Origin of the sequence: Pseudomonas sp. B35(2017), from assembly GCF_002113645.1 — a bacterium.
Lineage (GTDB): Bacteria > Pseudomonadota > Gammaproteobacteria > Pseudomonadales > Pseudomonadaceae > Aquipseudomonas > Aquipseudomonas ekonensis.
On record NZ_NEIZ01000030.1, the window covers coordinates 1 to 26,332 of the forward strand.

Annotated in this window: 26 protein-coding genes; 13 read left to right on the forward strand and 13 right to left on the reverse strand. The window is 64.1% G+C overall.

The features are described from left to right. The first annotated feature begins 441 nt into the window (after positions 1 to 441). The 4 genes from CAG41_RS27570 to CAG41_RS27585 all read left to right on the forward strand — a co-directional run bounded on the left by CAG41_RS27570 (position 442) and on the right by CAG41_RS27585 (position 4,173). Positions 442 to 771 (forward strand): hypothetical protein, encoded by a 330-nt coding sequence (locus CAG41_RS27570; RefSeq protein WP_085584931.1) that lies wholly within the window; start codon positions 442 to 444, stop codon positions 769 to 771. Between the two features lie 126 nt (positions 772 to 897). Beyond that, complete coding sequence (locus CAG41_RS27575; protein ID WP_085584929.1) at positions 898 to 1,611, forward strand: hypothetical protein; 714 nt, start codon at positions 898 to 900, stop codon at positions 1,609 to 1,611. 71 nt (positions 1,612 to 1,682) lie between these two features. Next, positions 1,683 to 3,596, forward strand: a complete 1,914-nt coding sequence (locus CAG41_RS27580; RefSeq protein WP_085707738.1) for an alkaline phosphatase D family protein — start codon at positions 1,683 to 1,685, stop codon at positions 3,594 to 3,596. An 85-nt stretch (positions 3,597 to 3,681) separates the two neighbouring features. Further along, complete coding sequence (locus tag CAG41_RS27585) at positions 3,682 to 4,173, forward strand: adenylate kinase (RefSeq protein WP_085656705.1); 492 nt, start codon at positions 3,682 to 3,684, stop codon at positions 4,171 to 4,173. Between the two features lie 19 nt (positions 4,174 to 4,192). On the opposite strand, the gene CAG41_RS27590 is transcribed toward CAG41_RS27585, so the two are convergent. Beyond that, a complete protein-coding gene (locus CAG41_RS27590) occupies positions 4,193 to 5,365 on the reverse strand; it encodes an aspartate aminotransferase family protein (RefSeq protein WP_085707739.1) in 1,173 nt (390 codons plus the stop codon). 102 nt (positions 5,366 to 5,467) lie between these two features. Between CAG41_RS27590 and CAG41_RS27595 the strand changes: the two genes are divergently transcribed. After that, a complete protein-coding gene (locus CAG41_RS27595; protein ID WP_085584922.1) occupies positions 5,468 to 6,373 on the forward strand; it encodes a LysR family transcriptional regulator in 906 nt (301 codons plus the stop codon). 14 nt (positions 6,374 to 6,387) lie between these two features. Here CAG41_RS27595 and msrA read toward each other — a convergent pair whose 3' ends face one another. From msrA to msrB, 3 genes are read right to left on the reverse strand one after another with little or no spacing between them, the layout of a single operon-like run. Continuing rightward, complete coding sequence (gene msrA, locus CAG41_RS27600) at positions 6,388 to 7,092, reverse strand: peptide-methionine (S)-S-oxide reductase MsrA (protein ID WP_085634087.1); 705 nt, start codon at positions 7,090 to 7,092, stop codon at positions 6,388 to 6,390. A gap of 15 nt (positions 7,093 to 7,107) precedes the next feature. After that, on the reverse strand, positions 7,108 to 8,913 hold the full coding sequence (locus tag CAG41_RS27605) for a cytochrome c biogenesis protein DipZ (RefSeq protein ID WP_085707740.1): 1,806 nt from the start codon (positions 8,911 to 8,913) through the stop codon (positions 7,108 to 7,110). A gap of 43 nt (positions 8,914 to 8,956) precedes the next feature. Then, complete coding sequence (msrB, locus tag CAG41_RS27610) at positions 8,957 to 9,475, reverse strand: peptide-methionine (R)-S-oxide reductase MsrB (protein WP_085584916.1); 519 nt, start codon at positions 9,473 to 9,475, stop codon at positions 8,957 to 8,959. Between the two features lie 151 nt (positions 9,476 to 9,626). On the opposite strand from msrB, the gene CAG41_RS27615 reads away from it, so the two are divergent. The 3 genes from CAG41_RS27615 (at position 9,627) to CAG41_RS27625 (ending at position 12,689) form a co-directional block, all read left to right on the forward strand. Continuing rightward, a complete protein-coding gene (locus CAG41_RS27615; RefSeq protein ID WP_085656709.1) occupies positions 9,627 to 10,343 on the forward strand; it encodes a response regulator transcription factor in 717 nt (238 codons plus the stop codon). Then, on the forward strand, positions 10,340 to 11,866 hold the full coding sequence (locus CAG41_RS27620; RefSeq protein ID WP_085640828.1) for a HAMP domain-containing sensor histidine kinase: 1,527 nt from the start codon (positions 10,340 to 10,342) through the stop codon (positions 11,864 to 11,866). The genes CAG41_RS27615 and CAG41_RS27620 overlap by 4 nt, the downstream gene beginning before the upstream one ends. Before the next feature lie 118 nt (positions 11,867 to 11,984). Beyond that, a complete protein-coding gene (locus CAG41_RS27625; protein WP_085584910.1) occupies positions 11,985 to 12,689 on the forward strand; it encodes a hypothetical protein in 705 nt (234 codons plus the stop codon). Between the two features lie 60 nt (positions 12,690 to 12,749). Here CAG41_RS27625 and CAG41_RS27630 read toward each other — a convergent pair whose 3' ends face one another. From CAG41_RS27630 to hmpA, 9 genes are all read right to left on the reverse strand, one after another. Then, positions 12,750 to 13,241, reverse strand: coding sequence for a RidA family protein (locus CAG41_RS27630; protein ID WP_085584908.1), 492 nt, complete (start codon positions 13,239 to 13,241; stop codon positions 12,750 to 12,752). 170 nt (positions 13,242 to 13,411) lie between these two features. Then, positions 13,412 to 14,299 (reverse strand): heme o synthase, encoded by an 888-nt coding sequence (gene cyoE, locus CAG41_RS27635; protein WP_085584906.1) that lies wholly within the window; start codon positions 14,297 to 14,299, stop codon positions 13,412 to 13,414. Between the two features lie 10 nt (positions 14,300 to 14,309). Continuing rightward, complete coding sequence (gene cyoD / locus CAG41_RS27640) at positions 14,310 to 14,645, reverse strand: cytochrome o ubiquinol oxidase subunit IV (RefSeq protein WP_085584904.1); 336 nt, start codon at positions 14,643 to 14,645, stop codon at positions 14,310 to 14,312. Beyond that, positions 14,645 to 15,271 carry a cytochrome o ubiquinol oxidase subunit III gene (locus tag CAG41_RS27645; RefSeq protein WP_085584902.1) on the reverse strand — a complete coding sequence of 209 codons (627 nt, stop codon included), beginning with the start codon at positions 15,269 to 15,271 and terminating at the stop codon, positions 14,645 to 14,647. Before CAG41_RS27645 ends, cyoD begins: the two co-directional genes overlap by 1 nt. A 3-nt stretch (positions 15,272 to 15,274) precedes the next feature. Continuing rightward, complete coding sequence (gene cyoB, locus CAG41_RS27650) at positions 15,275 to 17,305, reverse strand: cytochrome o ubiquinol oxidase subunit I (protein ID WP_085584900.1); 2,031 nt, start codon at positions 17,303 to 17,305, stop codon at positions 15,275 to 15,277. A gap of 3 nt (positions 17,306 to 17,308) precedes the next feature. After that, entirely contained in the window at positions 17,309 to 18,250 is a 942-nt protein-coding gene (cyoA, locus tag CAG41_RS27655) for a ubiquinol oxidase subunit II (protein ID WP_085584898.1), read from the reverse strand. An 826-nt stretch (positions 18,251 to 19,076) separates the two neighbouring features. After that, positions 19,077 to 19,586, reverse strand: a complete 510-nt coding sequence (locus CAG41_RS27665; protein WP_085584896.1) for a disulfide bond formation protein B — start codon at positions 19,584 to 19,586, stop codon at positions 19,077 to 19,079. Positions 19,587 to 19,611: 25 nt separating this feature from the next. Then, the gene (locus CAG41_RS27670) at positions 19,612 to 20,172 is read right to left on the reverse strand and encodes an ester cyclase (protein ID WP_085584894.1); all 561 of its coding nucleotides are present in this window, start codon (positions 20,170 to 20,172) and stop codon (positions 19,612 to 19,614) included. Between the two features lie 234 nt (positions 20,173 to 20,406). Beyond that, a complete protein-coding gene (hmpA, locus tag CAG41_RS27675) occupies positions 20,407 to 21,588 on the reverse strand; it encodes an NO-inducible flavohemoprotein (protein WP_085640822.1) in 1,182 nt (393 codons plus the stop codon). Between the two features lie 161 nt (positions 21,589 to 21,749). Here hmpA and norR point away from each other — a divergent pair, with 161 nt between their 5' ends. The 5 genes from norR (at position 21,750) to CAG41_RS27700 (ending at position 26,105) form a co-directional block, all read left to right on the forward strand. Further along, a complete protein-coding gene (gene norR, locus CAG41_RS27680; protein ID WP_085707741.1) occupies positions 21,750 to 23,300 on the forward strand; it encodes a nitric oxide reductase transcriptional regulator NorR in 1,551 nt (516 codons plus the stop codon). A 123-nt stretch (positions 23,301 to 23,423) separates the two neighbouring features. Next, positions 23,424 to 24,326 carry a chemotaxis protein CheV gene (locus tag CAG41_RS27685; protein ID WP_085584887.1) on the forward strand — a complete coding sequence of 301 codons (903 nt, stop codon included), beginning with the start codon at positions 23,424 to 23,426 and terminating at the stop codon, positions 24,324 to 24,326. A gap of 3 nt (positions 24,327 to 24,329) precedes the next feature. After that, the gene (locus CAG41_RS27690) at positions 24,330 to 24,812 is read left to right on the forward strand and encodes an N-acetyltransferase (protein WP_256575768.1); all 483 of its coding nucleotides are present in this window, start codon (positions 24,330 to 24,332) and stop codon (positions 24,810 to 24,812) included. Positions 24,813 to 24,951: 139 nt separating this feature from the next. Then, complete coding sequence (locus CAG41_RS27695; protein ID WP_085584885.1) at positions 24,952 to 25,272, forward strand: hypothetical protein; 321 nt, start codon at positions 24,952 to 24,954, stop codon at positions 25,270 to 25,272. Positions 25,273 to 25,355: 83 nt separating this feature from the next. Further along, a complete protein-coding gene (locus tag CAG41_RS27700; protein ID WP_085584883.1) occupies positions 25,356 to 26,105 on the forward strand; it encodes a YkgJ family cysteine cluster protein in 750 nt (249 codons plus the stop codon). Positions 26,106 to 26,332: the final 227 nt, after the last annotated feature.

The following is a 26,332-nucleotide window of genomic DNA, read 5'->3' on the forward strand; positions in this document are numbered from 1 at the left end:
GAGTAACTTGTGATGCTGATAATCTTTCTGACTGTCAGTCTGACTCCACAAGCACCCACACGAATTGCTTGATTCAGTTGTTAAAGAGCGGTTGGTCAAGCCTTTCGCCTCAACCGAGGCGCGCATTCTACATGCTTCACCTCTTTTTGCAACACCCTTAAAAGCTTTAATTTCATCAACAAAATCAACTGCTTAACTAAGATCAGCTTCGAGCTGCTCGTTAGCGGGAGGCGAATAGTACAGCATTGAAATTGGCCGTCAACCCCCGTTTAGAAATTCTTTTCCCTTTTACACAGCCTGTGTCGACAGTCGCCTATAGCAGCGGGTATTTTCGAGCCCCTCTCGGGCACCAAAAGTAGAAAAGGTCTTGTTTTGCAGGACCTTTTCTACTTTTGGCGGCCGCCCCCCTCCCCCGCGGCACGCGGCGTAAGGATCCTCACCATGGAAACGTCACTGGAAACCGTCGCCCTGTTCTCCCTCAAGCTGGCCTATGAGGAAGAAGGCCTGAGCCCGATCCTGCGGGACGATCTGGTGATGGGCGATTACCAGAGGGACGTATTCGAACTGCTGGTGCGCCGCAATGACGTGGACGCCATCCGGGTGAAGCTGCACGAGTGCCTGGACCTGGCGCTGGACGCCCTGGGCGGTGCGGAGAAGCCGTTGGGGCGCGAGCTGCACAGGCTGTCGGCGGGCATCGGCCGAGCCGATTCGCTTGAGCAGTTGCACGCGCCCGTGCTGGCGATCAAGGGCTATCTGAAAGACGTGCTCTGACGCCTGCCTCTTCGGTGAATGTCTGCGTGGCGAGACTCTGTCGTTCTGATATCTTGCCACCCATCTTCAGCACCCTGCCCGGCAGACACCGATGCGGGGCGATAGGCAATTCAAGGAAAGGATCGAATGGAGTTTCTGCGTTTACTCGTGTTTTTGGCGGCCTGGGGTTTCATGTGGCGCTGGGTGGTGAAGAACCGCGGCGGCTGGAACCTGTTCTATAGCAACCTGGTGGGTGCGGCGGGCGGTTTCATCGTGGGCCTGGTGATGCTGTCGATCACCTTTTCGCTGTTCCCGTCGCCGCACCGCGCCGAAAGGGCAGCACCGGAGGAAGTGGTGGAGCAAGAGGCCGAGTCGGTCTCCGACGTCGCACTGCTCCCGGAGGCCGACGACCTTCCGGCCTATGTCGCCGGCGAACCGCAGAACGAGCCTTCGCCGCCCGAGTCCGCGCTCCTGCCCAATTTCAGTAAACGTCTGACGGCAGCGGTGTCCGAGAAGAAGGTGCAGGACACCGCCGGCAAGGAATTCGCCGCGCTGCGCAAACGGATCGGCAAAGACCCGAACGCCGACAAGTCCCTGCTGGCCTCGGTGATGTGCGCGCCCTTCATCATGAACGCCATGCGCTTTCCTGCCTCGGCGGTGATCGCCAATCCGTCCTCGACCCAGAGCACGCGGTACAAGGATCAGACCTACACCATCAGCAATACCGTCACCGCCCGTAACATGCTCGGCGACGATGTCAGCTACCGCTATGACTGCTCGCTGCAGCAAGTGGCCGGCAAAGAGTCCGGGTACGCCGATTGGCGCCTGCTGAACCTGAAGCTGCAGAAGGTCAAATCTTAAGCCTGGTTTAAGGGTGTCGGGCGCCGGCTGCGCTATGATCGCCGGCCTGTGCGCCCCGAGCCCGATCCACGATGCCCCTCGATGAGTTGACCCCGCTGCCCCCTGTGTTGGCCGGCCCGCTGCTGCGGCGGCTGGAGCCCTCTCGGCTGGTGATGTGGCTGGTGGGCACCCGGCCGCTGTCGCTGACCTTGCACCTTGATGGCGTGGGCGACATCCCGCTCGACGGGACGGCGTGCACCGTCGTACCCGTCGGCGCCCGGGCGTTTATCCACCTGATCGACGTCGCCCTGCAGGCCCCGCTGCCCTGCGACACCCGCATCGCTTATGACCTGCTGATCGATGGCCTGCAGCCGATCGCCGAGTGGGCCCCTCACCTGCTCTACGGCAACGCCGATTCGCCGGACTTCGTCCTGCGCTCGCGCATCGACCAGTTGCTCCACGGCTCCTGCCGCAAGCCTCACCACAAGGCCGCCGACGGCCTGCTATGCGTCGACCGACTGCTGGCGGCCGAAACCGCCCCTGCGCAACGCCCGGCCCTGCTGATGATGACCGGCGACCAGATCTACGCCGATGACGTCGCCGGGCCGATGCTGCGCGCGATCCATGCCTTGATCGAACGCCTGGGCCTGTTCGGCGAGCACCTCGAAGGCGCCGTGGTCAGCGACAGCGCCCGGCTCTACGAACATCCGGCCAGCTACTACCACCGCGCGGACCTGCTGCCGGCGCTCGAGAGCAACGAGACATTGCGCGAGCGCTTCTTCGGCGGGGCGCGCAAGCCGATCTTCACCAGCAGCAACGCCGACAACCATCTGGTGACGTTCGCCGAAGTCATGGCGATGTACCTGCTGGTGTGGTCGCCGGTGCCGTGGACGCTGATCGATCCGCAGCCGCCGGCGCTGACGCCGGACCGGCTCAAGCGCTACGCCCTCGAACAGGTGCGCATCGACGGCTTCAAGGCCGGCCTGGGCAACGTGGCGCGGGCGCTGGCGCACTTGCCGAGCCTGATGATCTTCGACGACCACGACATCACCGACGACTGGAACCTGTCTGCGCAATGGGAGGAAACGGCCTACGGCCATCCGTTCTCCAAGCGCATCATCGGCAATGCGCTGATCGCCTACCTGCTGTGCCAGGGCTGGGGCAACAATCCGGACGCCTTCAAGGATCCGCTGGAGAAGGCCCGCCGCCTGGGCACCGACGGCGATGGCCGTCACCTCGACAGCCCGGCGCAGGATGCGCTGATCGACAACCTGCTGCGTTTCCAGCGCTGGCACTACGTGCTGCCGAGCGCCCCGGCGCTGGTGGTGCTCGACACCCGCACCCGCCGCTGGCGCAGCGAACGCTCGCTCAAGCAACCCTCGGGCCTGCTGGACTGGGAAGCCCTGTGCGAACTGCAACAGGAACTGCTCGATCACCCGTCGGCGATCATCGTGTCGCCGGCGCCGGTGTTCGGCGTGAAACTGATCGAGACCGTGCAGCGGGTGTTCAGCTGGTGCGGCTACCCCTTGCTGGTGGACGCGGAAAACTGGATGGCCCATCGCGGTGCGGCCCAGGTGATCCTGAACATTTTCCGACACTCGCGCACGCCCGGCAGTTACGTGGTGCTGTCAGGCGATGTGCATTATTCCTTCGTCTACGAAGTGCTCATCCGACACCGCAAGGCCGGCCCGCGGATCTGGCAGATCACCAGCAGCGGCATCAAGAACGAATTCCCGCCCGCCCTGCTGGAATGGTTCGACCGCCTCAACCGCTGGCTCTACTCGCCGCGCTCGCCACTGAACTGGCTGACCAAGCGCCGCCGCATGCGCATCGTGCCCTACGTCCCCGAACACGCCGAAGCGGGCGAGCGTCTGTGGAACTCGGCGGGGATCGGCCAGGTGTTCTTCAACGAGGCCGGACAGCCACAGGACATCATCCAGCACAACGCCAACGGAGCAGCCAAGACTCGGATGCTGGCGCCCGACCTGTCGGACTATCCTGATTAGAACCACGGCACCGCAGACGCTCACTGTGGGAGCCAGCCTGCTGGCGATGGCGCCAGCACGGACGCCGCAGGGCCGAAGCATGCCCATGAACCTCACACGCACCCTCATCATCGGCAACTCGGGCGCCGGCAAGAGCTGGCTGGCCCGACGCCTGGCCGCGCACCTGGACGCGCCGTGGATCGAGCTCGACCTTATCCACTGGCTGTCCGACGAACACAGCATCCCCCGCCCCCGCGGCGAAGCGATGGGCATGGCCCGACTCGCCGCCAGCCAGGAACGCTGGGTGATCGAAGGCGTGTACGAGGTGTTCGTCAGTGAATTGCTCGACCGCGCGACGGCGCTGATCTGGCTGCGCATCGCCGACGCGGAATGCGTGGCCAACATCCGCCAACGGGAACGCGGCTCGCCCCCGGACGATCCGCGCCTGGCCGCGATGCTGGCGTGGGCCGTCGGCTACCGAGACCGGGAAGGCACGGACGGATGGGCCGCGCACCGGCAGTTGTTTGAGGGATTTGCGGGGGAGAAGGTGGTGCTCTGGGAGCGCGGTGAAATCATCCGGTTTGCGGGCAGTGCATGACACACTGCCCGCCCCAGCTTCACATCGAGGCGATCACCCGCCCCACCCCTCTGACAATCATCCCCACCTCCCGCTCATCGAGCGTCAGCGGCGGCAGCAGCCGGATGGTCTTGCCGCGGGTGACGTTGATCAGCAATCCGTGATCCCGTGCCGCAATCAGCGTCAGGTCGCGGATCGGCTGCTTGAGTTCGATGCCGATCATCAGCCCCTGCCCGCGTATCGCCAGCACGTTGGAGTTGTCCGCCAGCTCTGAGCGCAGCCGGGTCAACAGGCGTTCGCCCTGTACCCTGGCGTTTTCCAGCAGCCCTTGTTCTTCGATGATGTCGAGCACCGTGCAGGCGACCCGGCACGCCAGCGGGTTGCCGCCGAAGGTGCTGCCGTGGCTGCCCGGGGTGAACAGGTCGGCCGCCCGCCCCCGCGCCAGACAGGCGCCGATGGGCACGCCGTTGCCCAGGCCTTTGGCCAGCGTCATGACATCCGGAACGATGCCTTCGTGCTGGAACGCGAACCAGCGGCCGGTGCGGCCGATGCCGGTCTGGATCTCGTCGAGCATCAACAGCCAGGCATGACGGTCGCACTGCTCGCGCAGGGCCTTGAGATAACCGGGCGGCGCGGTCTGCACACCGCTTTCGCCCTGGATCGGCTCCATCAGGACGGCCACGATCCGTGCGCCGTGCTGGCGTTGCACCTGATCCAACGCAGCCAGGTCGCCGAACGGCACCTTGATGAAATCCCCCGGCAGGTCATTGAAACCGAGGCGCACCGCCGGACCGTCGCTGGCCGACAAGGTGCCCAGCGTGCGGCCGTGGAAAGCGTTGGCCATTACCACCACCAACGGCTGCTCGATGCCTTTGCGCCAGCCGTAGAGCCGCGCCAGCTTCAGCGCGGTTTCGTTGGCCTCGGCCCCGGAATTGTTGAAGAACGCTCGCTCCATGCCGGACAGCTGCGTCAGTTTCTGCGCCAGCCGTTGCTGCCAGTCGATGCTGTACAGGTTGGAGGTGTGCAGCAGCAATCCGGCCTGTTCGCTGATCGCCGAAACGATGCGCGGGTGCGAGTGGCCGACGTTGGTCACCGCCACACCGGCCACCGCGTCCAGGTATTCGCGACCGGCCTGATCCCACAGTCGTGTGCCCAGTCCCTTGATGAAACTTAGGGCCAGCGGTTGGTAGGTGTTCATCAGGGCGGCGGTCATGACTTCAAACTCCAGTGAAGGTCGGTGTGTTTGCAGTATGGTTAGCCACCAGAGCTGGATAAACTCGGCAACACTTCAATCATTTAGAAGCAGGGCTTGATAATGGATCTGTTCCAGTCGATGAGCGTCTACGTCAAAGTCGTGGAAGCCGGCAGCATGACCGCGGCAGCCCTGCAATGCGAAATGTCCACGACCATGGTCGGCAATCACCTGCGGGCGTTGGAGCAGCGGCTCGGCGTGCAACTGCTGCAACGCACCACCCGCCGCCAGCGGCTGACCGAGTTCGGCTCGCTCTACTACCAGCGGTGCCTTGAGGTGCTGGGGCTCGTCAAGGACTCCGAACGCCTCGCCGAACAGACGGTGGACGAGCCACGCGGCCTCTTGCGCATCACCGCACCGCTGACCTTCGGCGTCGAGCGCCTGGCCCCGGCATTGAGCGAGTTTTCCCTGCAGTGCCCGCAGGTCAAACTGGATGTGGTGCTGACCAACCGCCGTCCGGATCTGCTGGAAAGCGGCCTCGATGTGGCGTTCCGGCTTGGCCATTTCGAGCAATCGAACCTGATCGCCCGGCCACTGATCGATTACACTCTGACCGTGTGCGCCTCCCCCGAGTACGTGGCCCGGCGCGGCATGCCGCATACGCCCGAAGACCTGCAGCAGCACGATTGCCTGTCGTTCGCCTACCCTGCCGGCGATGACTGGCAATCGGTGGAGAAGCGCTGGCGCCTGAGCGGGCCGGACGGAGAAATCATGATCGACGTCAGCGGCCCGATGCTGATGAACACCTCTGCCGGGCTGCATCAGGCGGCCCGCACCGGCATGGGCATCGTGATGCTGCCCGATGCCCTGGTCGAGCAGGACTTGCGGGACGGCAAACTGATCACGGTGATCCCCGATTACCAACCGCCTAGCCGCCCGTTGCACCTGCTGTATGCGCCGGATCGCTACCGGCTGCCGAAGCTGCGGCGCTTCGTCGAGTTTGCGATGCAGACGTGGGGCAAGCGCTGACCGGCGACCTGTAATCACGACCCGCCTTTGACCAGCACCGGTTTCTCCTGATAGCGCTGGACGAACAACTGCTTCAACTGCGCCACCTTCGGCAGGTCGTTGATCACGATGTAGGGATAGCTCGGGTGTTCCGTCAGGAAGTCCTGGTGATAGTCCTCCGCCGGGTAGAAGCCGTTGTAGGTTTCCAGCCGGGTCACGATCGGTTTGCCGAAGGCATGCGTCCCATCGAGCTGGGCGATGTAGGCCTGGGCCACCCGTTGCTGTTCGGCATTGAGCGGAAACAGCGCAGAGCGGTATTGCGTGCCGCTGTCCGGCCCCTGCCGGTTGAGCTCGGTGGGGTTGTGGGCCACCGAGAAGTAGATCTGCAACAGGCTGCCGTAGCTGACCTGCGTGGGGTCGAAGGTGACCTGCACCGATTCCGCATGGCCGGTATCACCCTCGCTGACCCGCTCGTACTCTGCCGTATCCGCCGCGCCGCCGGCATAGCCGGACACGGCGTTCCGCACCCCTTTGACGTGCTGGAAAACGCCCTGGACGCCCCAGAAGCAGCCGCCAGCGAACACCGCCGTCTCGCTGTGGGCCTGGGTGTTCTCATCGAGGGCCGGCGGCGGAATGACCACCCCTTGCTCGGCACCGAAGGAGAATGCCGAGCACTGCCCCACCACCGCGGCTGTCGCGACGCCGAGCAACAGCCGGCGCCAGATCGTTTGGGTTTTCATGTTGCGGACTCCTGATCAACCGAAGGTAAAGGCGTAGGCCGACACGCCCGGATCGAGGAACTCGATGCTGAAGGTGCGGTCCTTCACGCCGTCGGCCTGGCGCACCAACTGATACAACCGCTGCTCGGTCACCTGGCCGGTTCCGTCCGGAGCGACATCGACACCGTGGGCATCGCCCGGCGCCTGGCCATCGAGGGTCACCTTGAAGCGCACGGGTTTGCCGTCCTTGCCCGGGCCCAGCACCAGGTGCAGGTCGCGGGCGTGGAAGCGATAGACGATGCGGCCAGCCGGTGCGTCGGCGGTGGCGCGCTCGGCGCCGACCGCCCATTGCCCGCCGAGGCTCCAGTCGTTCAAGGCCAGGGTGGCCGGGGTGTTGTAAGCCGCTACCTTGTCGGGCACGAGGCTGGTTTCCGGTACGAAATGTTCCGCGCGCTGGTAGCCGATGTAGGTTTCCGGCGACAGCACCTGATTCATGTCCGCCGCCAATTGCACGCCCTGGGCATCGGCATCGATCAAGCCGTCGGCCACGGTCTTCGAACCGGCTTCGCGCAGCAATTGCTGAATGACCTTTTCCGACTCGGCGTAGTCCCCTTCGCCGAAATGGTGGTAACGGATTCGCCCCTGGGCGTCGGCAAAGTAGTGCGCCGGCCAGTATTCGTTGTTGAAGGCCCGCCAGATCCGGTAGTCGTTGTCGATGGCCACCGGGTATTGGATGCCCAGCGCCTTCATGGCCTTGGTGACGTTGCCCACGTCGCGCTCGAAGGCGAACTCCGGCGCATGCACGCCGATCACCACCAACCCCTGGTCGCGGTACTTCTCGGCCCAGGCCTTGACGTAAGGCAGGGTGCGCAGGCAGTTGATGCAGGAGTAGGTCCAGAAATCCACCAGCACCACCTTGCCCTTCAAGGCCTGGGCATCCAGCGGCGAGTTTAGCCATTGCACCGCACCGTCCAGCGCCGGCAACTGCCCCTCCACCGGCAAGGTGCCCGGTGCCTTCGCCGCCATTTTCATTGCGCCGCCGGCCGCCATCATGGCGCCGCTTCCTGGGATGTCCGACGCCGGAACCTGCGCGGTCATCGTGCCGTTCGCACTGGCGGAGCGTCCGGACAGCTTGCCGACCAACGCCTGTTCCAGGCCGCCCGTGGAGGCGGTGGACACCCGCGCCAGAATCCCGGTGTCGAGGCCCAACGCGATGGCGGCCACCCCGGCCAGCATCGCGGCCCCCAGCCCGCGCCGAATCCACTCGCCGGTGCCGATCGAGCGCTTCATCAGCGCAAAGACCTTACCGCCCAGCAGCAGGGCCGCGGCCAGCGAAGTGGCGGCACCGGCGGCGTAGGCCAGCAGCAACAGCGTGGTGGCGATGCTTGCGCCTTGCAGCGCGGCGCCGGTCAGGATCAGCCCCAGGATCGGCCCGGCGCAAGGCGCCCAGAGCAACCCGGTGGCGACGCCGATCAGAAACGAAGCGCCGGGACGCGGCCGGCTGTCCTGCCCGGCGGCTTCCGACAGGCGACTGCCGGCCGACACCAGCGGCCGGGTCAGGCGTTCGGCCAGACGCGGCAGCAGCAGCGTCAGCCCGAACAGTGCAACGAACAGCAACGCGAGCCAGCGCCCGTACTGATTGACTTGCACCACCCAACCGCCGCCCACCGCCGCCAGCGTGGCGACCAGGGCGAAGGTCAGCGCCATCCCCGCCAACAGCGGCAAGCCACTTCTGAAAAACGGCTGCCCGGTGCGAGCGAAGACAAAGGGCAGAACCGGCAGGATGCAGGGGCTGACGATCGTCAGCACGCCGCCCAGATATGCGAGAACCAAGAGCCACATGGCATCGTCCTGTAGTCAGTGAAAAACGCGGGCGGGGCACGGTTCATGCCGCCGCGGGGTTGAAGGTCATGGCCACGCCGTTCATGCAGTAGCGCAGGCCGGTGGGTTTCGGCCCGTCGTCGAAGACGTGCCCCAGGTGCCCGCCGCACCGCCGGCAGTGGACTTCCTCGCGGCTCATGCCGAAGGAACGGTCCTGGCGCGTGGCCACGGCGTGCTCCAGCGGCGCCCAGAAACTCGGCCAACCGGTGCGGCTGTCGAACTTGGTCGCGGAGGAGAACAGCGCCAGCGCGCAACCGGCGCAGGCGAACGTGCCGGTGCGGTGCTCATCGTTCAGCGGGCTGGTGTAGGCCCGTTCCGTGCCTTCGCGGCGCAGCACGTCGTATTGCTCGGGGCTGAGCAGCGCGCGCCATTCGCTGTCGCTGTGGACAACGTCGAACGCTTCGTCGGCCCGGGCTTCGCCGATCGGCGCCGCGCCGGTCGACAATTTTGGCAATACACCCGCCAACAGGGCCGCAACCCCCAGCCCGCCGCCCGCTGCCAGTATCTGTCGCCGTGAAAGCATGGCTGTCTCCGTCGATTCCAAGTGCTTGATGACGAACACAGCCTAGGCTTGGGTTGATCGCCGAATCCTCACGGAAAGTTAAACGATTGGTGATAACTCGCCCGGAGGAAAACCCGCACAATGCGCCTATCGCGCCGAAGGAATGAGCTTCATGGAACAGACCAAACGCGTCCTGGTGGTCGAGGACGACCTGCACATCGCCGACCTCATCTGCCTGCACCTGCGGGACGAGCAATTCGAGGTGGTGCACAGCGCCGACGGCGCCGAAGGCATGCGCCTGCTGCAGCGGGAACAGTGGGACGCCCTCATCCTCGACCTGATGCTGCCCGGCGTCGACGGCCTGGAAATCTGCCGCCGCGCCCGGGCCATGGCGCGCTATACGCCGATCATCATCACCAGCGCCCGCTCCAGCGAAGTGCACCGCATCCTCGGCCTGGAGCTGGGGGCCGACGACTACCTCGCCAAACCGTTCTCGATGCTGGAGCTGGTGGCCCGGGTCAAGGCCCTGCTGCGCCGGGTCGACGCCATGGCGCGCAACCTGAAGATGGACGCCGGGCGCCTGATGCTCGACGGCCTGGAGATCGACCCGATCACCCGCGAGGTGCTGCTCAACGGCCAGCGGCTGGATCTGCCGCCGCGGGAGTTCGACCTGCTGTACTTCTTCGCCCGCCAGCCGGGCAAGGTGTTCTCGCGCATGGATCTGCTCAACGCCGTCTGGGGCTACAGCCATGAAGGCTATGAGCACACGGTCAACACCCACATCAACCGGTTGCGGTCGAAGATCGAGACCGATCCCGCCGCCCCCCGTCGCATCCTCACGGTGTGGGGACGCGGCTACAAGTTCAGCGCCAGCGCGGAACAGCCATGAGACTGACCCTCACGCAGCGCTTGTCACTGGTGTTCGCCGCCCTGCTGCTGGTGTGCTGCGGCACTTCGGCCTGGCTGCAGGTGCGCTCCAGCCAGATGCATGAACTGGAAGTGGTACAGGGGCTGTCCCGCGACCTGGCCCGGCACATCGCCCGCGACACCGTGCTGATGGACAGCCACGGCCTGATGCCCGGCGCCGTGCGCGAGCTGTTCAGCCAGCTGATGCTGGTCAACCCCAGCGTCGAGGTGTACCTGCTCGACAACGCCGGCCGGATCGTCGGCAACGCTGCCCCCGAAGGCCGGCTGCGCAGGCAGACGGTCGACCTCGCCCCTGTTCGGCGGCTGCTCGACGACCAGCCGCTGCCGATCCTCGGCGACGACCCGCGCAGCGTCGACGGCCGCAAGGTGTTCAGCGCCGCGCCGCTGCAGGTCGACGGCAAGCCGTCCGGCTATCTCTACGTGGTGCTGCTCAGCGAGGCGCACGACCGCTACGCCGAACGCGGCGCCACCAGCGCCGCCCTGAACACCGCCCTGCTGTCCATCGGGCTGGTGGCGCTGCTGTGCCTGGTCGCCGGTCTCGTGGCGTTCAACCTGATCACCCGTCCGTTGCGGCGGCTGACCGACACCGTCAGCCGCTTCGACATCGACGGTGCGCCGCGCACAGCGTCGCAAGACAACGGCCCGCCGGTTGTGGACAAGTCCGCCGGACACGACGAGATCGCCGTGCTCGACAACGCCTTCCGGCAGATGCAGGCCCGGCTCGGCGAACAGTGGCGTTCATTGACCCGCCAGGATCAGGAGCGCCGCGAGCTGGTGGCGAACATCTCCCATGACCTGCGCACGCCGCTGGCTTCCCTGCACGGCTACCTGGAAACCCTGTCGCTCAAGGACGCCACGCTATCGGCGCAGGAACGCCGCCGCTACCTGGGCATCGCCCTCGACCAGAGCCGCAAGGTCGGCGGCCTCGCGCAATCGCTGCTGGAACTGGTGCGCCTGGAGCACGGCTTCGTGCAACCGGTGCTGGAACGCTTTTCGCTGACCGACCTGGTGCAGGATGTGTTCCAGAAGTTCGAGCTGGGCGCAGAGGCCCGCCAGGTCAGCCTCAAGGCCGACTTCACCGCCGGCTTGCCGGCGGTCTGCGCAGACCTCGGCCTCATCGAGCGGGTGCTGACCAACCTGGTGGACAATGCCTTGCGCCACACCCCGCCGGGCGGGGACATCGAGCTTGCGCTCACGCCGCAGGGTGCGCAGGTCGAGGTCACGGTCAGCGACACCGGCCCCGGCATTGCGCCGGAACTGCGCGAAGGCCTGTTCCTGCGCCCGTTCAACATCGGCGGCGCACGCCGGGACGGCGGCCTGGGACTGCGCATCGTGCACCGCATCCTGCAGTTGCACGGCAGCGAGATCCGCCTGCTCGATGCGCCGGGGCGCGGGGCGACGTTCCGCTTTGCCCTGCAGGTCAATCCGCAGAGCGCCGAGCAATCGATGCTGCGTTCGGTGACACAGCACGCAGCGGGCAAATAATCGGCGCCGTCGGCACCCTGCTCCGTGACAACCCGGCGCCGCTCCCCTAAATTAGGCGCCCGGAAAAAGACCCCGTGCTTTCTCGCCTCCACCCAGTCAAAGAAGTAGTGAAATTTCAATGTCCGATTTCAACACCGCTGAATCCGTAGTCACTCTGTCGTCCAAAGCGGAATACGAAAACTCCATCAATCTTTCACAACACCTTCCGCAGGCCAAGACCATCAGCGAAATGGTGCTGGACGCGTTCCAGTCCACCCGCGAAAGCGAGCAGATCCGTGAGCTGCGCGCGGCTATCCGTCAGGCCCACGACCGCTTCGATGACGACCAGGCCTATGAACTGATGGGCCAGCTCAAGCGCCTGAAGGACGCCGAAGCCGCCGACACCGCCGCCCTCGAAGACTTGAGCAGCAAGTTCCCGATCAGCCGTATCCTGTCCAGCTTCAAGGACGATCCGGCGTTCCAGGAAATCGTCTACGGCCTGGCCCTCAAGGTCCTGAACCAGACCCACCAGGCCATCAGCAATCCGAGCGGCGGCAAGGGCAAGGCCGCACGGGCCAAGAAAGACGCCGAAGTGTTCAGCATCAGCAAGGACGGCGTCAGCGTGACCCTGCCGATGCGCACCCCGCGCTCGCGCCTGAGCATGGACCGCGAGGCGCTGGAGTTCCTCGGCTTCACCTTCACCGGCGAAGGCGACGAGGCCGAGCTGGAGAGCGAGACCTTCATCGACAACGCCGGCACCGAGCAGGCGGTCAACCGCAAGAACATCATCACCGCCCTGCAGCAGCAGACCGCGTTCGACGGCTACAGCATCGCCGCGCAGTAAACCGCTCTGACGAAAAAGCCCCGCTCTGGAATCCAGGCGGGGCTTTTTGCTGTGCGGCGGTCAGGCCGACGGATGCAGCGCCGCGATCATGTCCACTTCGATGGCCGCGTTCTTGGGCAACTGATACACGCCGACCGTGGTGCGGGTGTGCCGGCCGACATCGCCGAACACGTGGCTGAACACATCCGATGCGCCGTTGGCCACTTCGCTCAGGTCGACGAAGTCCGCCGTGGACTTCACGTAGACCGTGACCCGCAGCAGCGCCTTGACCTTGTCCAGCGAGCCGACGGCATCGACGATCAGCGCCAGCGCGCGCATCGCGCTGATGCTGGCGGCGGCCTGCGCATCCTTGAGCGTCAGCTCCAGGCCGACCCGGCCCGGGTACTGGATCTGGCCGTGGGTGCGCGGCACCAGGCCGCTGATGTACAGCTCGTCGTGATGGCGGATCAGCGGCGCATAGTTGCCGCCGCTGGAGTTCTCGCCATAGATGTCGAAGTTCAGTTCTTTCGCCAGTGCAATGAAGCGTTCGTCGCAGGTCAGCCTTTCCGTCATTTCGCCCAGCCTCTGAATCGATGCATGAAGGACCGCAGGTTTGGATCCAAATCTAGGCCTTTTGCCATTACCGCGCAACCGGCCATTCCCCTCCCCCGGCACCGAAACGCAGGCAAGAAAAAACCCCGTCCATCTTCCGATGGCGGGGTTTTTCTTGAAGCCTGCGAACCTTACTGCGCGTACGTCATCAGCACGTCGCCCGGCACCTTGAAGTCCACCGACATCATCACGCTCAGCGCGGTGATGGTGAAGATCGAGAACACGAACAGCTTGCGTGCCCAGACGGTGTCGTCCACGGCCTTGTTGCCGGTCCAGGCCATGTACAGCCAGTACATGCCCATGGCCGCGGCGACGGCGAAGTAGCTCATGCCGGCGTAGCCGCTCAGGGTCAGCATCAGGGTCGCCGCCAGGAACGCCAGGATGTAGATCAGGATGTGCTTCTTGGCCGTCTCGATCCCGCGCTTCACCGGCAGCACCGGAATCGATGCGGCCTGGTAATCCTTGAAGCGGAAGATCGCGATGGCGTAGGAATGCGGCATCTGCCACAGGCTGAACATCACCAGCAGGGTCAGCGCGGCCATGTCGAAGCTGTTGCTCACAGCCACGTAACCGATCACCGGCGGCATGGCGCCCGACAGACTGCCCACCAGCGTGCCGTGAACCGACTTGCGCTTGAGGTACAGGCTGTAGAAGCCGACGTAGATGATGAAGCCGATCACGGCGAACAGGGCAGCCAACGGGTTGGCCACCTTGTACAGCAACGCAACGCCGGCGACACCCAGGACGGTCGCATAGGCCAGGGCCAGTTTCAGGGACACGAGCCCCTGAACCAGCACCCGGTTCTTGGTGCGCTCCATCTTCAGGTCGATGTCGCGGTCGATGCAGTTGTTGAACACGCAACCGGAGGCCACGACCAGGGAGGTGCCGATCATGGCCGCCAGGAACACGGCCAGATCGACATGCCCTTTGGAGGCCAGGAAGAACCCGCCTGCCACCGAAAGCACGTTACCGAAAATGATCCCCGGTTTGGTGATTTGGATAAAGTGCTTGAGCGACATCGGGTCTACCTCACTTCGCCATCATGAACGTGTGGATGCTGAACATGATCCACAGCGACAAGCCGACCAGCAGCAGAATCACGATGGCCGTGAAGACGAACGCAATCACGTTGTTGCGCTGCGCCGCGGAACGGTCCAGGTGCAGGAAGTAATACAGGTGAACGATCACCTGGATCACCGCGAACAGCAGGACGATCGCCAGCGTCGTCGCCTTCGGCAGGCTTGGGTACATCACCAGGCCGAACGGGATGACGGTCAGGATCACCGACAGGATGAAGCCGATGGCGTAAGACTTTACGCTGCCGTGGCCAGCATCGTGGCTGTCATGGGAGTGTGCATTAGCCATTACAGGGTCCCCATCAGGTAGACGACGGTGAAGACGCAGATCCAGACCACGTCCAGGAAGTGCCAGAACAGGCTCAGGCAGCTCAGGCGGGTCTTGTTGGTCGACGTCAGGCCATGTTTGTTGACCTGGTACATCATCACCGCCATCCAGATCAGACCGGCGGAAACGTGCAGGCCGTGGGTGCCGACCAGGGTGAAGAACCCGGACAGGAAGCCCGAACGGTTAGGGCCGAAGCCTTCGGAGATCAGCAGGTGGAACTCGTTGATCTCCATGGCGATGAAGCCCGCGCCCAGCAGGAAGGTCATGAACAGCCAACCCAGCACCTGCTGCTTCTTGCCCTTGTACAACGCCAGCATGGCGAAGCCGTAGGTGATCGAACTGAACAGCAGCAGAGCGGTTTCGCCCAGCACGTAAGGCAGTTCGAAGATGTCGTGGCCCGACGGTCCGCCGGCCACGTTGTTCACCAGTACCGCGTACACCGCGAAGATCGACGCAAACAGGATGCAGTCGGTCATCAGGTAGAGCCAGAAACCGTAGACGGTCATCTCGCCCGAGTCGTGGTGATGGTCATCGTGCCCATGGTCATGACCATGGGCGTGTCCAACATTGGTCACTAAGTTCGACATTGTTTAAGCCTGTTCCAACTTGGTTTCAACACGGGTGGCGGACGCCGGGATCTTGCCGGCCGCGACCAGACGCTTGTGCTGCTCGGCTTCGATGCGCTCGATCACGTCGACCGGCACCATGTAGCCCTGATCGTCACGCGCAGCGTGGATCACGAAGTAGATCACGGTGCCTGCCAGGCTCGCGATCGCCAGCCACCAGATGTGCCAGATCATCGCGAAACCGAACACGGTCAGCAGAGCGCCCATCACCACACCGGTGGCGGTGTTGTTCGGCATGTGGATCGGCTCGTACTTGGCCGGCTTCTGGTACGCGGTACCGTTTTCCTTGGCTTCGGTGAACGGGTCGATGCAGTCGGCCTTCGGCAGGACGGCGAAGTTGTAGAACGGTGGCGGCGACGAGGTCGACCATTCCAGGGTATGGGCATTCCACGGGTCGCCGTGTTCGCACATGTTCTCTGGCTTGTTGCGGTCACGCACCGACACGTACAGCTGGATCAGCTGGGAAGCGATACCGAACGCGATCAGCACCGCACCGACCATGGCGACGTACAGGTACGGCACCCACTCAGGGTTGGTGGTGGCGTTCAGGCGACGGGTCATGCCCATGAAGCCCAGTGCGTACAGCGGCATGAACGCGACGAAGAAGCCGACGATCCAGAACCAGAACGCTGCCTTGCCCCAGCCTTCGTGCAGCTTGAAGCCGAACGCTTTAGGGAAGTAGAAGCCGAAGCCTGCGATGTAGCCGAATACCGCGCCGCCGATGATCACGTTGTGGAAGTGCGCGATCACGAACAGGCTGTTGTGCAGCACGAAGTCCGCACCCGGGATGGCCAGCAGTACGCCGGTCATGCCGCCGATGGCGAAGGTCACCATGAAGCCCAGGGTCCACATCACCTGGCTGGTGAAGCGCAGACGGCCCTGGTAGATGGTGAACAGCCAGTTGAACAGCTTCACGCCCGTCGGGATGGAGATCAGCATCGTCGCCAGACCGAAGAAGGCGTTGACGCTGGCGCCCGAACCCATGGTGAAGAAGTGGTGCAGCCAAACCATGAAGCCCAGCACCGAGATCGCGCCCGAAGCGTAGATCATCGAGTGGTGGCCGAACAGTTTCTTGCCGGTGAACGCCGAGACGACTTCCGAGAAGATGCCGAACGCCGGCAGGATCAGGATGTACACCTCAGGGTGGCCCCAGGCCCAGAACAGGTTGACGTACATCATCGGATTGCCACCAAGTTCGTTGGTGAAAATGTGGAAATCCATGTAACGGTCAAGGGTCAGCAGCGCCAGGGTGGCGGTCAGGATCGGGAACGAAGCCACGATCAGGACGTTGGCCCAGGTGCAGGTCCAGGTGAAGATCGGCATGTCCATCAGCTTCATGCCAGGGGTACGCATCTTCAGCACGGTGGCCAGGAAGTTGACCCCCGTTAGCGTCGTACCCAGGCCCGATAGCTGCAGCGCCCAGATGTAGTAGTCCACACCCACGCCAGGACTGTATTGCAGACCCGACAGCGGCGGATAGGCAACCCAGCCGGTCTTGGCGAATTCGCCGACGCCCAGGGACAGGTTGATCAGCACGACGCCGGACACCAGCAGCCAGAAGCTCAGGGAGTTCAGGAACGGGAAGGCAACGTCACGGGCGCCGATCTGCAGCGGCACCGCAAGGTTCATCAGGCCGGTGAAGAATGGCATCGCCATGAAGATGATCATGATCACACCGTGGGCGGTGAAGATCTGGTCATAGTGTTCAGGCGGCAGGTAGCCAGGCGAACCCTCGGTGGCCATGGCCAGTTGGGAACGCATCATGATGGCGTCGGCGAAGCCGCGCAGCAGCATGACCATGGCGACGATGATGTACATCACGCCGATTTTCTTGTGGTCGACCGACGTCAGCCACTCGGTCCACAGGTAGGTCCACTTCTTGAAGTAGGTGATTGCCGCGAACAGCCCCAGACCACCGAGCGCGATCATGGCGATGGTCACCATGACAATCGGCTCGTGGAAAGGAACCGCTTCCCAACTTAATTTACCAAACATCGTTTACTCCTCTGCCCCGGCAGCTGAATGCGAATTCGAGTCCATTTCCGTGGCGGCCACTTCCTTCTCTTTCTTCTCGTGCTTCAGAGGCTTGCCCGGTTTCATGCCTTCGTACTTGTCGACGATGATCTGGAACTGGTTCGGCGTGACCGAGGAGTAGAGCTCAACCGGATTGTTCTGGCTTGGCTTGGAAAGGGCTGCGTATTCAGCTTGATCAAGCTGTTTAGGTGCCTTTTTGACTTCACTTACCCAGGCGTCGAAATCTTCCTGGGAAGTTGCGATAGCCTTGAATTTCATGCCGGTGAAACCAGCGCCGCTGTAGTTGGCGGAGATGCCTTCCATTTCAGCGTTGCGGTCGGCGATCAGGTGCAGCTTGGTCTGCATGCCTGCCATCGCGTAGATCTGGCCGCCCAGGCCCGGGATGAAGAACGAGTTCATCACGGCGTCGGAGGTGATCTTGAAGTTGATCGGCGTGTGCGCCGGGAACACGATCTTGTTGACCGTGGCGATGCCTTGTTCCGGATAGATGAACAGCCATTTCCAGTCCAGCGCGACCACTTCGATGGTCACAGGCTTGACGTCGGATTCGATCGGGCGATAAGGATCCAGCGAGTGGGTCGACTTATAGGTGATGTAGCCCAGGGCGATGATGATCAGGACAGGGATGGTCCAGACGGCCACTTCGATCTTGGTCGAGTGCGACCATTTCGGGGTGTAGACGGCGTTCTTGTTGGAGGCGCGGTACTTCCAGGCGAACAGGAAGGTCATCACGATGACCGGCACCACGACCAACAGCATCAGCAGCGTGGCGGTGATGATCAGGTTGCGCTGTTCCAGGCCGATCTGGCCCGTTGGATTGAGCAAGGTCATGTTGCAGCCTCCCAGCAGCAACGTGCCGAGCAGCGGCACTAGGCCTAGTAATCTGGGGTACCTGTTTTTACTCATCTCACGACCTCTAAAGCAGCTTGCGCAATGCAGTTGGGTTTTGATCGCCAACACTTCACCCTGCCAAGGGTTGGCATTTTCTTTGGATTGAATAAGGGCCGCCCGTCGCGCGTCAGACGCTCGACAAATCCTGGGACAGCGGTCAGTTCTTATTCGAATTCGTGGTCAAAGGCCTTGTTACAGACCAATTCCATTTGGTGCGGAAAGTTGGAAGGCACCGACACCTGGGTATCGCGGCAGGCCTCATGGCCGCCCCGATACCCGACTTCCTGCCTGTGCCTTTATAAGGACGGGCAGTGCCGGGAATTCAGTGCGGGCGATTGTAGTGAGGTAGCGCCCCCGACACCATGTCTCATCCCGAAATAATTTTTATCCCTCAGAGCAACAATCCATCACCGTTTTTGCAAAAGTGGCGCATGGTATCGAAATCGATTCTCAACAAAAACACCAAAAAATGTAGGTGTACCCGCCCCAGATCAGACAGCTCCGAAGGCATTTTCCCGATCCCCGATCGGCGTAAACCCCGATAACCAAAGGGTTCTGGCCAAATGCCAGATGTTGTTAAAACTGCCTGCCGGAACGACGCTGAATAAATGCTGACAAATGTCGAAACAGAACCGTTCGCTTGCCTGATCCTGCGTCACCCCTGTCCTGAAAACGACACCGCGGCGCAATGTGTGTGACAACATGTCGCACACTTGCCGCACCGTTCGTTGCCGTTCGTCACGACGTTTTCACACGGCCCCTGAAATGGCACGGCGCCCCGATCTCCGAACCCGGAAATCGGGGCGCCGTCCTGTATCGGCAAGCCTTGGGATAAGTTGACTCAGCGCAACGCCCGGCGGTTGCGCGCGGTCAGCAGCGGCACCAGGATCACCACCAGCACGAAGGCCAGCAGCGCCCACTGGGCCAGCGACAGGCCGAGGATCGGCGGGTACGGCGTCGAGCAGAAACCGTCCACCTGGAAGCCCAGCGGGAAGATCTTCGCCAGCGGCAGGTCATCGACGATCGGCTGCAGCACATCGATGCCGCAGCTCACCGCCGGGTAGAACTGGGTGTACACGTGATGCCCCGCCACACCGGCGCCGGCCAGTGCGCAGACCACCACCAGCGCCTCGAACACCGTGATGCTGCGGCGAGTGCGCATGGCGGCGCCGATGAACGCGAACAGCGCGATCAGCAGCAACGCATAGCGCTGCAGGATGCACAGCGGGCACGGCGCCTCGCCCAGCACGATCTGCATGTACAGCGCCCCGCCGATCAGCGCCAGGCAGATGATGCCCAGCAACACCAGCCAGCGCCGCTCACGTCCCAACCGAATCGATTCCTCGCTCATCGCGTTTCCCTTTCATGTCCATGGTTCAGCCGGCCGGCGCCTGCGCCTGCAGTTGCGCCATCAGGCTGATGTTGTCTTCGATATGCCAATTGGCCGCGATCCGGCCATTGTCGATCTGATAGATATCGGTTGCCCGGAAGTCTACACGCTGGCCCTGCCCTTTGAGAGCCTTGAAGGTGCCGGTGAAATGCCCGCGAAAGTGCAGATGCACCACAACGCGGTCGCCGGCGACGATCATCTGCTCGATCTCGCAGCTCAGGTCCGGCACCGCCGTGCGGAAGAACCTGGACGCCAGCAACGGGCCGGTCGGCCCCTGCACCCGGCCTTGCGGCGGGGTCATGTCGACGAACTGCGGCGACAGCGCCGCCGTGGCCAACGCCTCCTCCCCCGAGTTCCAGAAACTGCCGTAGCGCCGCGCCGCCAGCTCCATCGCCTCTTGCTGCGCCTTGGGCAGGCTCCGGTCAACGGTCAGGCTTTGGGGCTTGATCAAGGCGGATTCGGCAGACGCGAACGGGCTGGCGAGCAAGGCAGCCGACAGGCCCAATGCGGCCAGGCTGAAACGGCGGGAGAAGGTGAGGTGCGACATGGGGCGATCCTGATCCTGTAAACGAACGAGCGCCTATCATCAGCATCGGGGAATAAACGATAAACCGGTTAAGAAACGATTAACCTTTAAACACTTTTTAAGAATCGGGACCGCATCACGGCCAATCGCGGGCAAGCCCGCTCCCACAGTGTTTTGCAGTGGCCGCACTTTCTGCATCCACCACGGTTCCTGTGGGAGCGGGCTTGCCCGCGATGAACGCCACCCGGTTTCAGATCACTCCAGCGCAGCCGCCGGCCCGAAGAACTCGAAACGGCTCTGCGCCTCCGGCACGCCCAGCGCCTTGAGGTGGCGCTTGATGGCCGCCATGAAGCCCTTCGGCCCCAGGAAGTAGGCGTCCACGTCACGCTGCGCCGGCAGCCATCGGCCCAGTTGCTCCTCGCTCAACAGCCCGACCTTGTCCGCCGCCGGGCTCACGCCGTCGTCCTCGGCGTAGCAGTAGAAGCGCTTGAGCTGCGGGTGACGCTCGGCCAGCCCGTCGACCCAGTCGCGGAACGCATGCACGCCGCCGTTGCGCGCGCAGTGGATGAAGTGCACCGGACGCTCGGTCTCCAGCGCCGCCTCCAGCATCGCCAAGGTCGGCGTGATGCCGACGCCGCCGCTGATCAGCACCAGCGGCTTGTCGCTGTCGGTCAGGGTGAACTCGCCCGACGGCGGGAACAGCTGGATGCTCGCCCCGACGTGCAGCTGGTCATGCAGGTGATTGGAGGCGCGCCCGCCGGGCTCGCGCTTGACGCTGATGCGGTACTGGCCGTTGTTCGCCAGCGCCGACAGCGAGTAGTTGCGGCGGATCTCTTCGCCGTCGAGGATCAGTTTCATGCCGATGTACTGGCCAGGCTCGGCCGCAAGGATCGGGCCCTTGTCCGCCGGCTCGAAGTAGAACGAGATGATTTCCGCGCTCTCCTCGACCTTGGCCGCGACGATGAACTCCCGCGCCCCGCGCCATCCGCCGGGGGCCTGTTCCTTCTGGTCGTAGATGGCCGATTCGGCGCCGATCAGGATATCGGCGAGCTGGCCGTAGGCCGCGCCCCAGGCGCTCATGACGTCAGGCGTGGCGATCTCGTCGCCCAGCACTTCGGAAATCGCGCGCAGCAGGCAGCTGCCGACGATCGGGTAGTGCTCCGGCAGGATCTGCAACGCCACGTGCTTGTTGATGATCTTGGCCACCAGATCGCCCAACTGGTCGAGCTGGTCGATGTGGCGGGCGTACATCAGCACGCCGTTGGCCAAGGCCCGGGGCTGGTCGCCGCTGGCCTGGTGGGCCTGGTTGAACAGCGGGCGCACCTCAGGGTATTCGGACAGCATCATCCGGTAGAAATGGGTGATCAGCGCTTCGCCGCCGCTCTCCAGCAGCGGCACGGTGGATTTGATGATTGCACGGTCCTGAACGCTAAGCATAAGGGTGACTCCTGAGCTTTCTTGATTAATGTCTTAAGCGTTTCAGCTTTCATGCCAAGTTTTTTATTGAATAAAATCAATGAGTTATAAATAGCGTAGTCATATCGACACAGGCGCGCGTATAGTCACGCCGACTACACAGAGTCCGAATGACTACCACCATGTCCGCCAAACCCCTGCTCACCGCCCTGCTCCCCTTGGTCGCCGACCTGTCCCGCGAACTGCCCGAGGGCGAGCGCTACCGACGCCTGCTCGAAGCCATGCGCGCGCTGCTGCCGTGCGACGCCGCCGCGCTGCTGCGCCTGGACGGTGATTGCCTGGTGCCGCTGGCGGTGGACGGCTTGAGCGCCGACACCCTGGGGCGGCGCTTCAAGGTCAGCGAGCACCCGCGTTTCGAAGTGCTGCTGGCGGGCGCAGGACCGACCCGCTTCGCCGCCGACAGCGAACTGCCCGACCCCTACGACGGTCTGGTGGACGGGCTGGCCGACCACCTGGAAGTCCATGACTGCCTCGGCTGCCCGCTGTTTGTCGATGAACGGCTGTGGGGCCTGATCACCCTCGACGCCCTCGACCCCGAACGCTTCGAGCCGATCGAGCTCGACGCCCTGCAAGCCTTCGCCAGCCTGGCCTCGGCCACGGTGAACGCCGCCGAGCGCATCGAGCGCCTGGCGCTGCGCGCCGAAGACGAACACCAGCGAGCCGAGGTCTATCGCCAGGCCAGCGGCCAGCAGCACCGGGAAATGATCGGTCAGAGCAAGGCCCATAAACGTCTGGTGGAAGAGATCCAACTGGTGGGCGGCAGCGACCTGACCGTACTGATCACCGGCGAGACCGGGGTCGGCAAGGAACTGGTGGCCCAGGCGATCCACGCCGCCTCGCCCCGCGCCGACAAACCGATCATCAGCCTCAACTGCGCCGCCCTGCCGGACACCCTGGTGGAAAGCGAACTGTTCGGCCACGTGCGCGGCGCCTTCACCGGCGCCACCGCCGACCGGCGCGGCAAGTTCGAACTGGCCAACGGCGGCACGCTGTTCCTCGACGAGGTCGGCGAGCTGTCGCTGACCGTCCAGGCCAAACTGTTGCGGGTGCTGCAGAGCGGTCAGCTGCAGCGCCTGGGCTCGGACAAGGAACACCAGGTGGACGTGCGCCTGATCGCCGCCACCAACCGCGACCTGGCCGACGAAGTGCGCAACGGCCGCTACCGCGCCGACTTCTACCACCGCCTGAGCGTGTACCCCTTGCGGGTGCCGGCCCTGCGCGACCGGGGCCGCGACGTGCTGCTGCTCAGCGGCTTTTTCCTGGAGCAGAACCGCTCGCGCATGGGCCTGGGCAGCCTGCGCCTGAGCGCCGACGCCCAGGAGGCGCTGCTGGCCTACACTTGGCCGGGCAACGTGCGCGAACTGGAACACCTGATCGGCCGCAGCGCGCTCAAGGCGCTGGGCAACTGCAAGGTACGGCCGAAGATCCTCACCTTGCATGCGGCGGATCTCGACTTGCCCCGCGATGTTGTGGATAACCTGGCGCCGCCGGTCGCCGCAGCCGCCCTGCCCTTGCCCGGCGCAGACCTGCGCAGCGCCACCGAGCAGTACCAGCGCCAGCTGATCGGCGCCGCCCTGGAACGCCACCGGGACAACTGGGCCAGCGCCGCCCGTGAACTGGGGCTGGACCGGGCGAACCTGGGGCGGCTGGCCAAAAGGCTGGGGATGAAATGACCGCCACGCCGTCCGATTGGCGCCAGAATCCCTAAAGCCTGCCGGCATCAAGTCGATAACCCGGCATCGATACCTGCTGGCGATCCGTGGATCGCCGCTCACCTTTTTCAACAGAAGGTTTTTATGTCTTCCAACAAAGCCCGCGCAGATTCACTTTCGCTTCTGCTGTTTACCTTGCGCAGCGGCAAGCTGATGGCGATCAACCTGCTGAAAGTCAGTGAAATCATCCCCTGCCCGCCGCTGACCAAGCTGCCGGAGTCGCACCCCCACGTCAAAGGCATCGCCACCCTGCGCGGGACGTCGCTGTCGGTCATCGACCTGAGCCGCGCCATCGGCGAGCGGCCGCTGGAGGATCCCAACGGCGGCTGCCTGATCGTCACCGACGTCAGCCGTTCGAAACAGGGCCTGCACGTGCAGGCGGTGAGCAAGATCGTCCACTGCCTGACCACCGACATCAAGCCGCCGCCCTTCGGCTCCGGCGGCTCGCGCGCCTACATCACCGGCGTCACGTCGGTGGACGGCACGCTGGTGCAGGTGCTGGACATCGAAAAGGTCATCCACGGCATCGCCCCGGTGGAGATCGACCTGACCCCGACCGAACTGAGCATGGAAGACGCCGAAGTGCTGGGCAACGCACGCATCCTGGTGGTGGACGACAGCCAGGTGGCGCTGCAGCAATCGGTGCACACCCTGCGCAACCTCGGCCTGGAATGCCACACCGCCCGCAGCGCCAAGGAAGCCATCGGCTGCCTGCTGGACCTGCAAGGCACCGCGCAGGAGATCAACCTGATCGTCTCGGACATCGAAATGTCGGAGATGGACGGCTACGCCTTCACCCGCACCCTGCGCGAGACGCCAGACTTCGCCCACCTCTATGTGCTGCTGCACACCTCGCTCGACAGCGCGATGAACAGCGAAAAGGCCCGTCAGGCCGGCGCCAACGGAGTGCTGACCAAGTTCTCCTCGCCGGAACTCACCCACTGTCTGATCGAAGCGGCCAAGTACGTCGCCGCCCAGGGCCATTGACCGATGGCCGAGACCTTCTGCTACCTGATGCGGCGCGACCTGAGCCAGGACGTGCCGCCCATCGAGTGGCCGAACGGGATCGGACTCGCCACCTACCGCACTGAACTGGCGCCGGCGGTGCACCGCCTGATGGAGCTCGGCTACCGCGAAGGCGGCGGCCGGGTGCCGACGCTGGAACACTGGCAAGCGCAGTTCGAGAGCGACCCGGAATACGACCCGACGCTGTGCCTGATCGCCAGCGATGCCGAGGGCATCGTCGGCGTGGCGCAGTGCTGGACCAGTTCGTACCTGAAGAACCTGGTGGTGCATCCCCGCCTTCAGGGTCGGGGCCTGGGTCGGGCGCTGCTGCTGGAGGTGTTCAGGGTGTTTCGGGCGCGCCACGAAGGCTTCGTCGACCTGAAGGTGCTGGAAGACAACCTGCGCGCGCAACGCCTGTACGAAAGCGCCGGGATGTACGTGGTCCACCGCGAGCCCGTGCCCGACTGACCCGATCGCTTACCGCAGAACTTTGTGGGAGCCAGCCTGCTGGCGATGGCGTCCGTGCTCGCGAATGGCCAGCACTGACAACCGCCCCCCATCAGGCATACTCCGAACCTTGGACACCCACCCCCAAGGATGCCGAACCATGAAAGCCCTCACCCTCTTCTGCCTCGCGGCCCTCGCCCCGCTGGCCCAGGCCTCCAGCCCCGACGCCTGGGCCGCCCACGACAAAGCCGTGCTCGCCGCCTGCACCCAGGCCAGCGGCCTGAAAGCCCCCAAGCCCGTCGGCACCGCCGCGCCGTTCGACGACCGGGTCGGCTACACCGCCGTGCTGCTGCAGGGCCAGTACCCGCAAAAACACATGAAAGGCCAGCAAGGCACCGAGCTGTGCCTGTACGACAGAAAGGCCAAGAGCGCCTACGTCACCGAATGGGACTCGGTGCGGCCGACCGCCAAGGGTCGGTGAATGGCGTGCAACTTGCTTCGCCAGGGCTCAGCCCGGCGGCTTTCCGTCGCCGCTCCACCTCCTGACCGAAGATTGGCCGTTCAATGAATACGACGTTTTCCTGCGTGGGCTGCGGCAAATGCTGCACCGACCACCATGTGCCCCTGACCCTGGCCGAAACCCGCATGTGGGCGGCGGACGGCGGTCAAGTGATCGTGCTGGTGGAGGCGTTCCTCGGCAACGGCCTGGGCTTGCCGGCGCAGCAGCGCGAGCACGCCGAACGCCGTTCGGCCGTGGTGCGCAGCGCAGAGGCCCACGTCCACGTGGCGATCACCTTCGCCGCCTACAACGTCGGCCCCTGCCGGAATCTTGACGACGACAAGCGCTGCCGCATCTACGAACGCCGCCCGCTGGTGTGCCGCATCTACCCGGCGGAGATCAACCCGCACATCCCGCTCAACCCCGCCGCCAAGGACTGCCCGCCGGAATCCTGGACCCAGGGGCCGGAGCTGATCGTCGGCGGGGAGTTGGTGGACCGAGAACTGGTGGAACTGATCCAGCGGTCGCGCCAGGCGGACCGCGACGACATCCGCATCAAGGAGGCGGTCTGCGGACTGCTCGGCATCCGTACCACCGCGCTCAAGGGCGACGGCTTCACCGCGTACCTGCCGGACATGGCGGCGCTGGCCGGCGTGATCGACCAAGTGACGGCGCAACCGCTGGCCGAGACGCCGGGTGAATGGCAGTTCCATGTCTCCGGCGATGACATTGCCGGGCAAGTGCGGGCGGCGGGGGCGCAGGTGGTGACGGAGCCGGCGCTGACCTATGCCTTCATTCCGCTGCGAGCGGCCTGATTCGGATCTTGCACCGGGGCTGGCGGCCTCATCGCTAGCAAGCTAGCTCCCACAGGGTCCGCGTCGTTCACTGATTTTGAGCCCCCATGTCACCTGTGGGAGCCTGCGGCGCCTGGGCTGCCGCCATCGCCAGCAGGCTGGCTTGTATGCTGGTACTTGAAGGGAGGAGGAGGGACTAGGCTGGATTCTGACTGTTGACGCAGTACAGACCCGTGGGAGATTTCGCC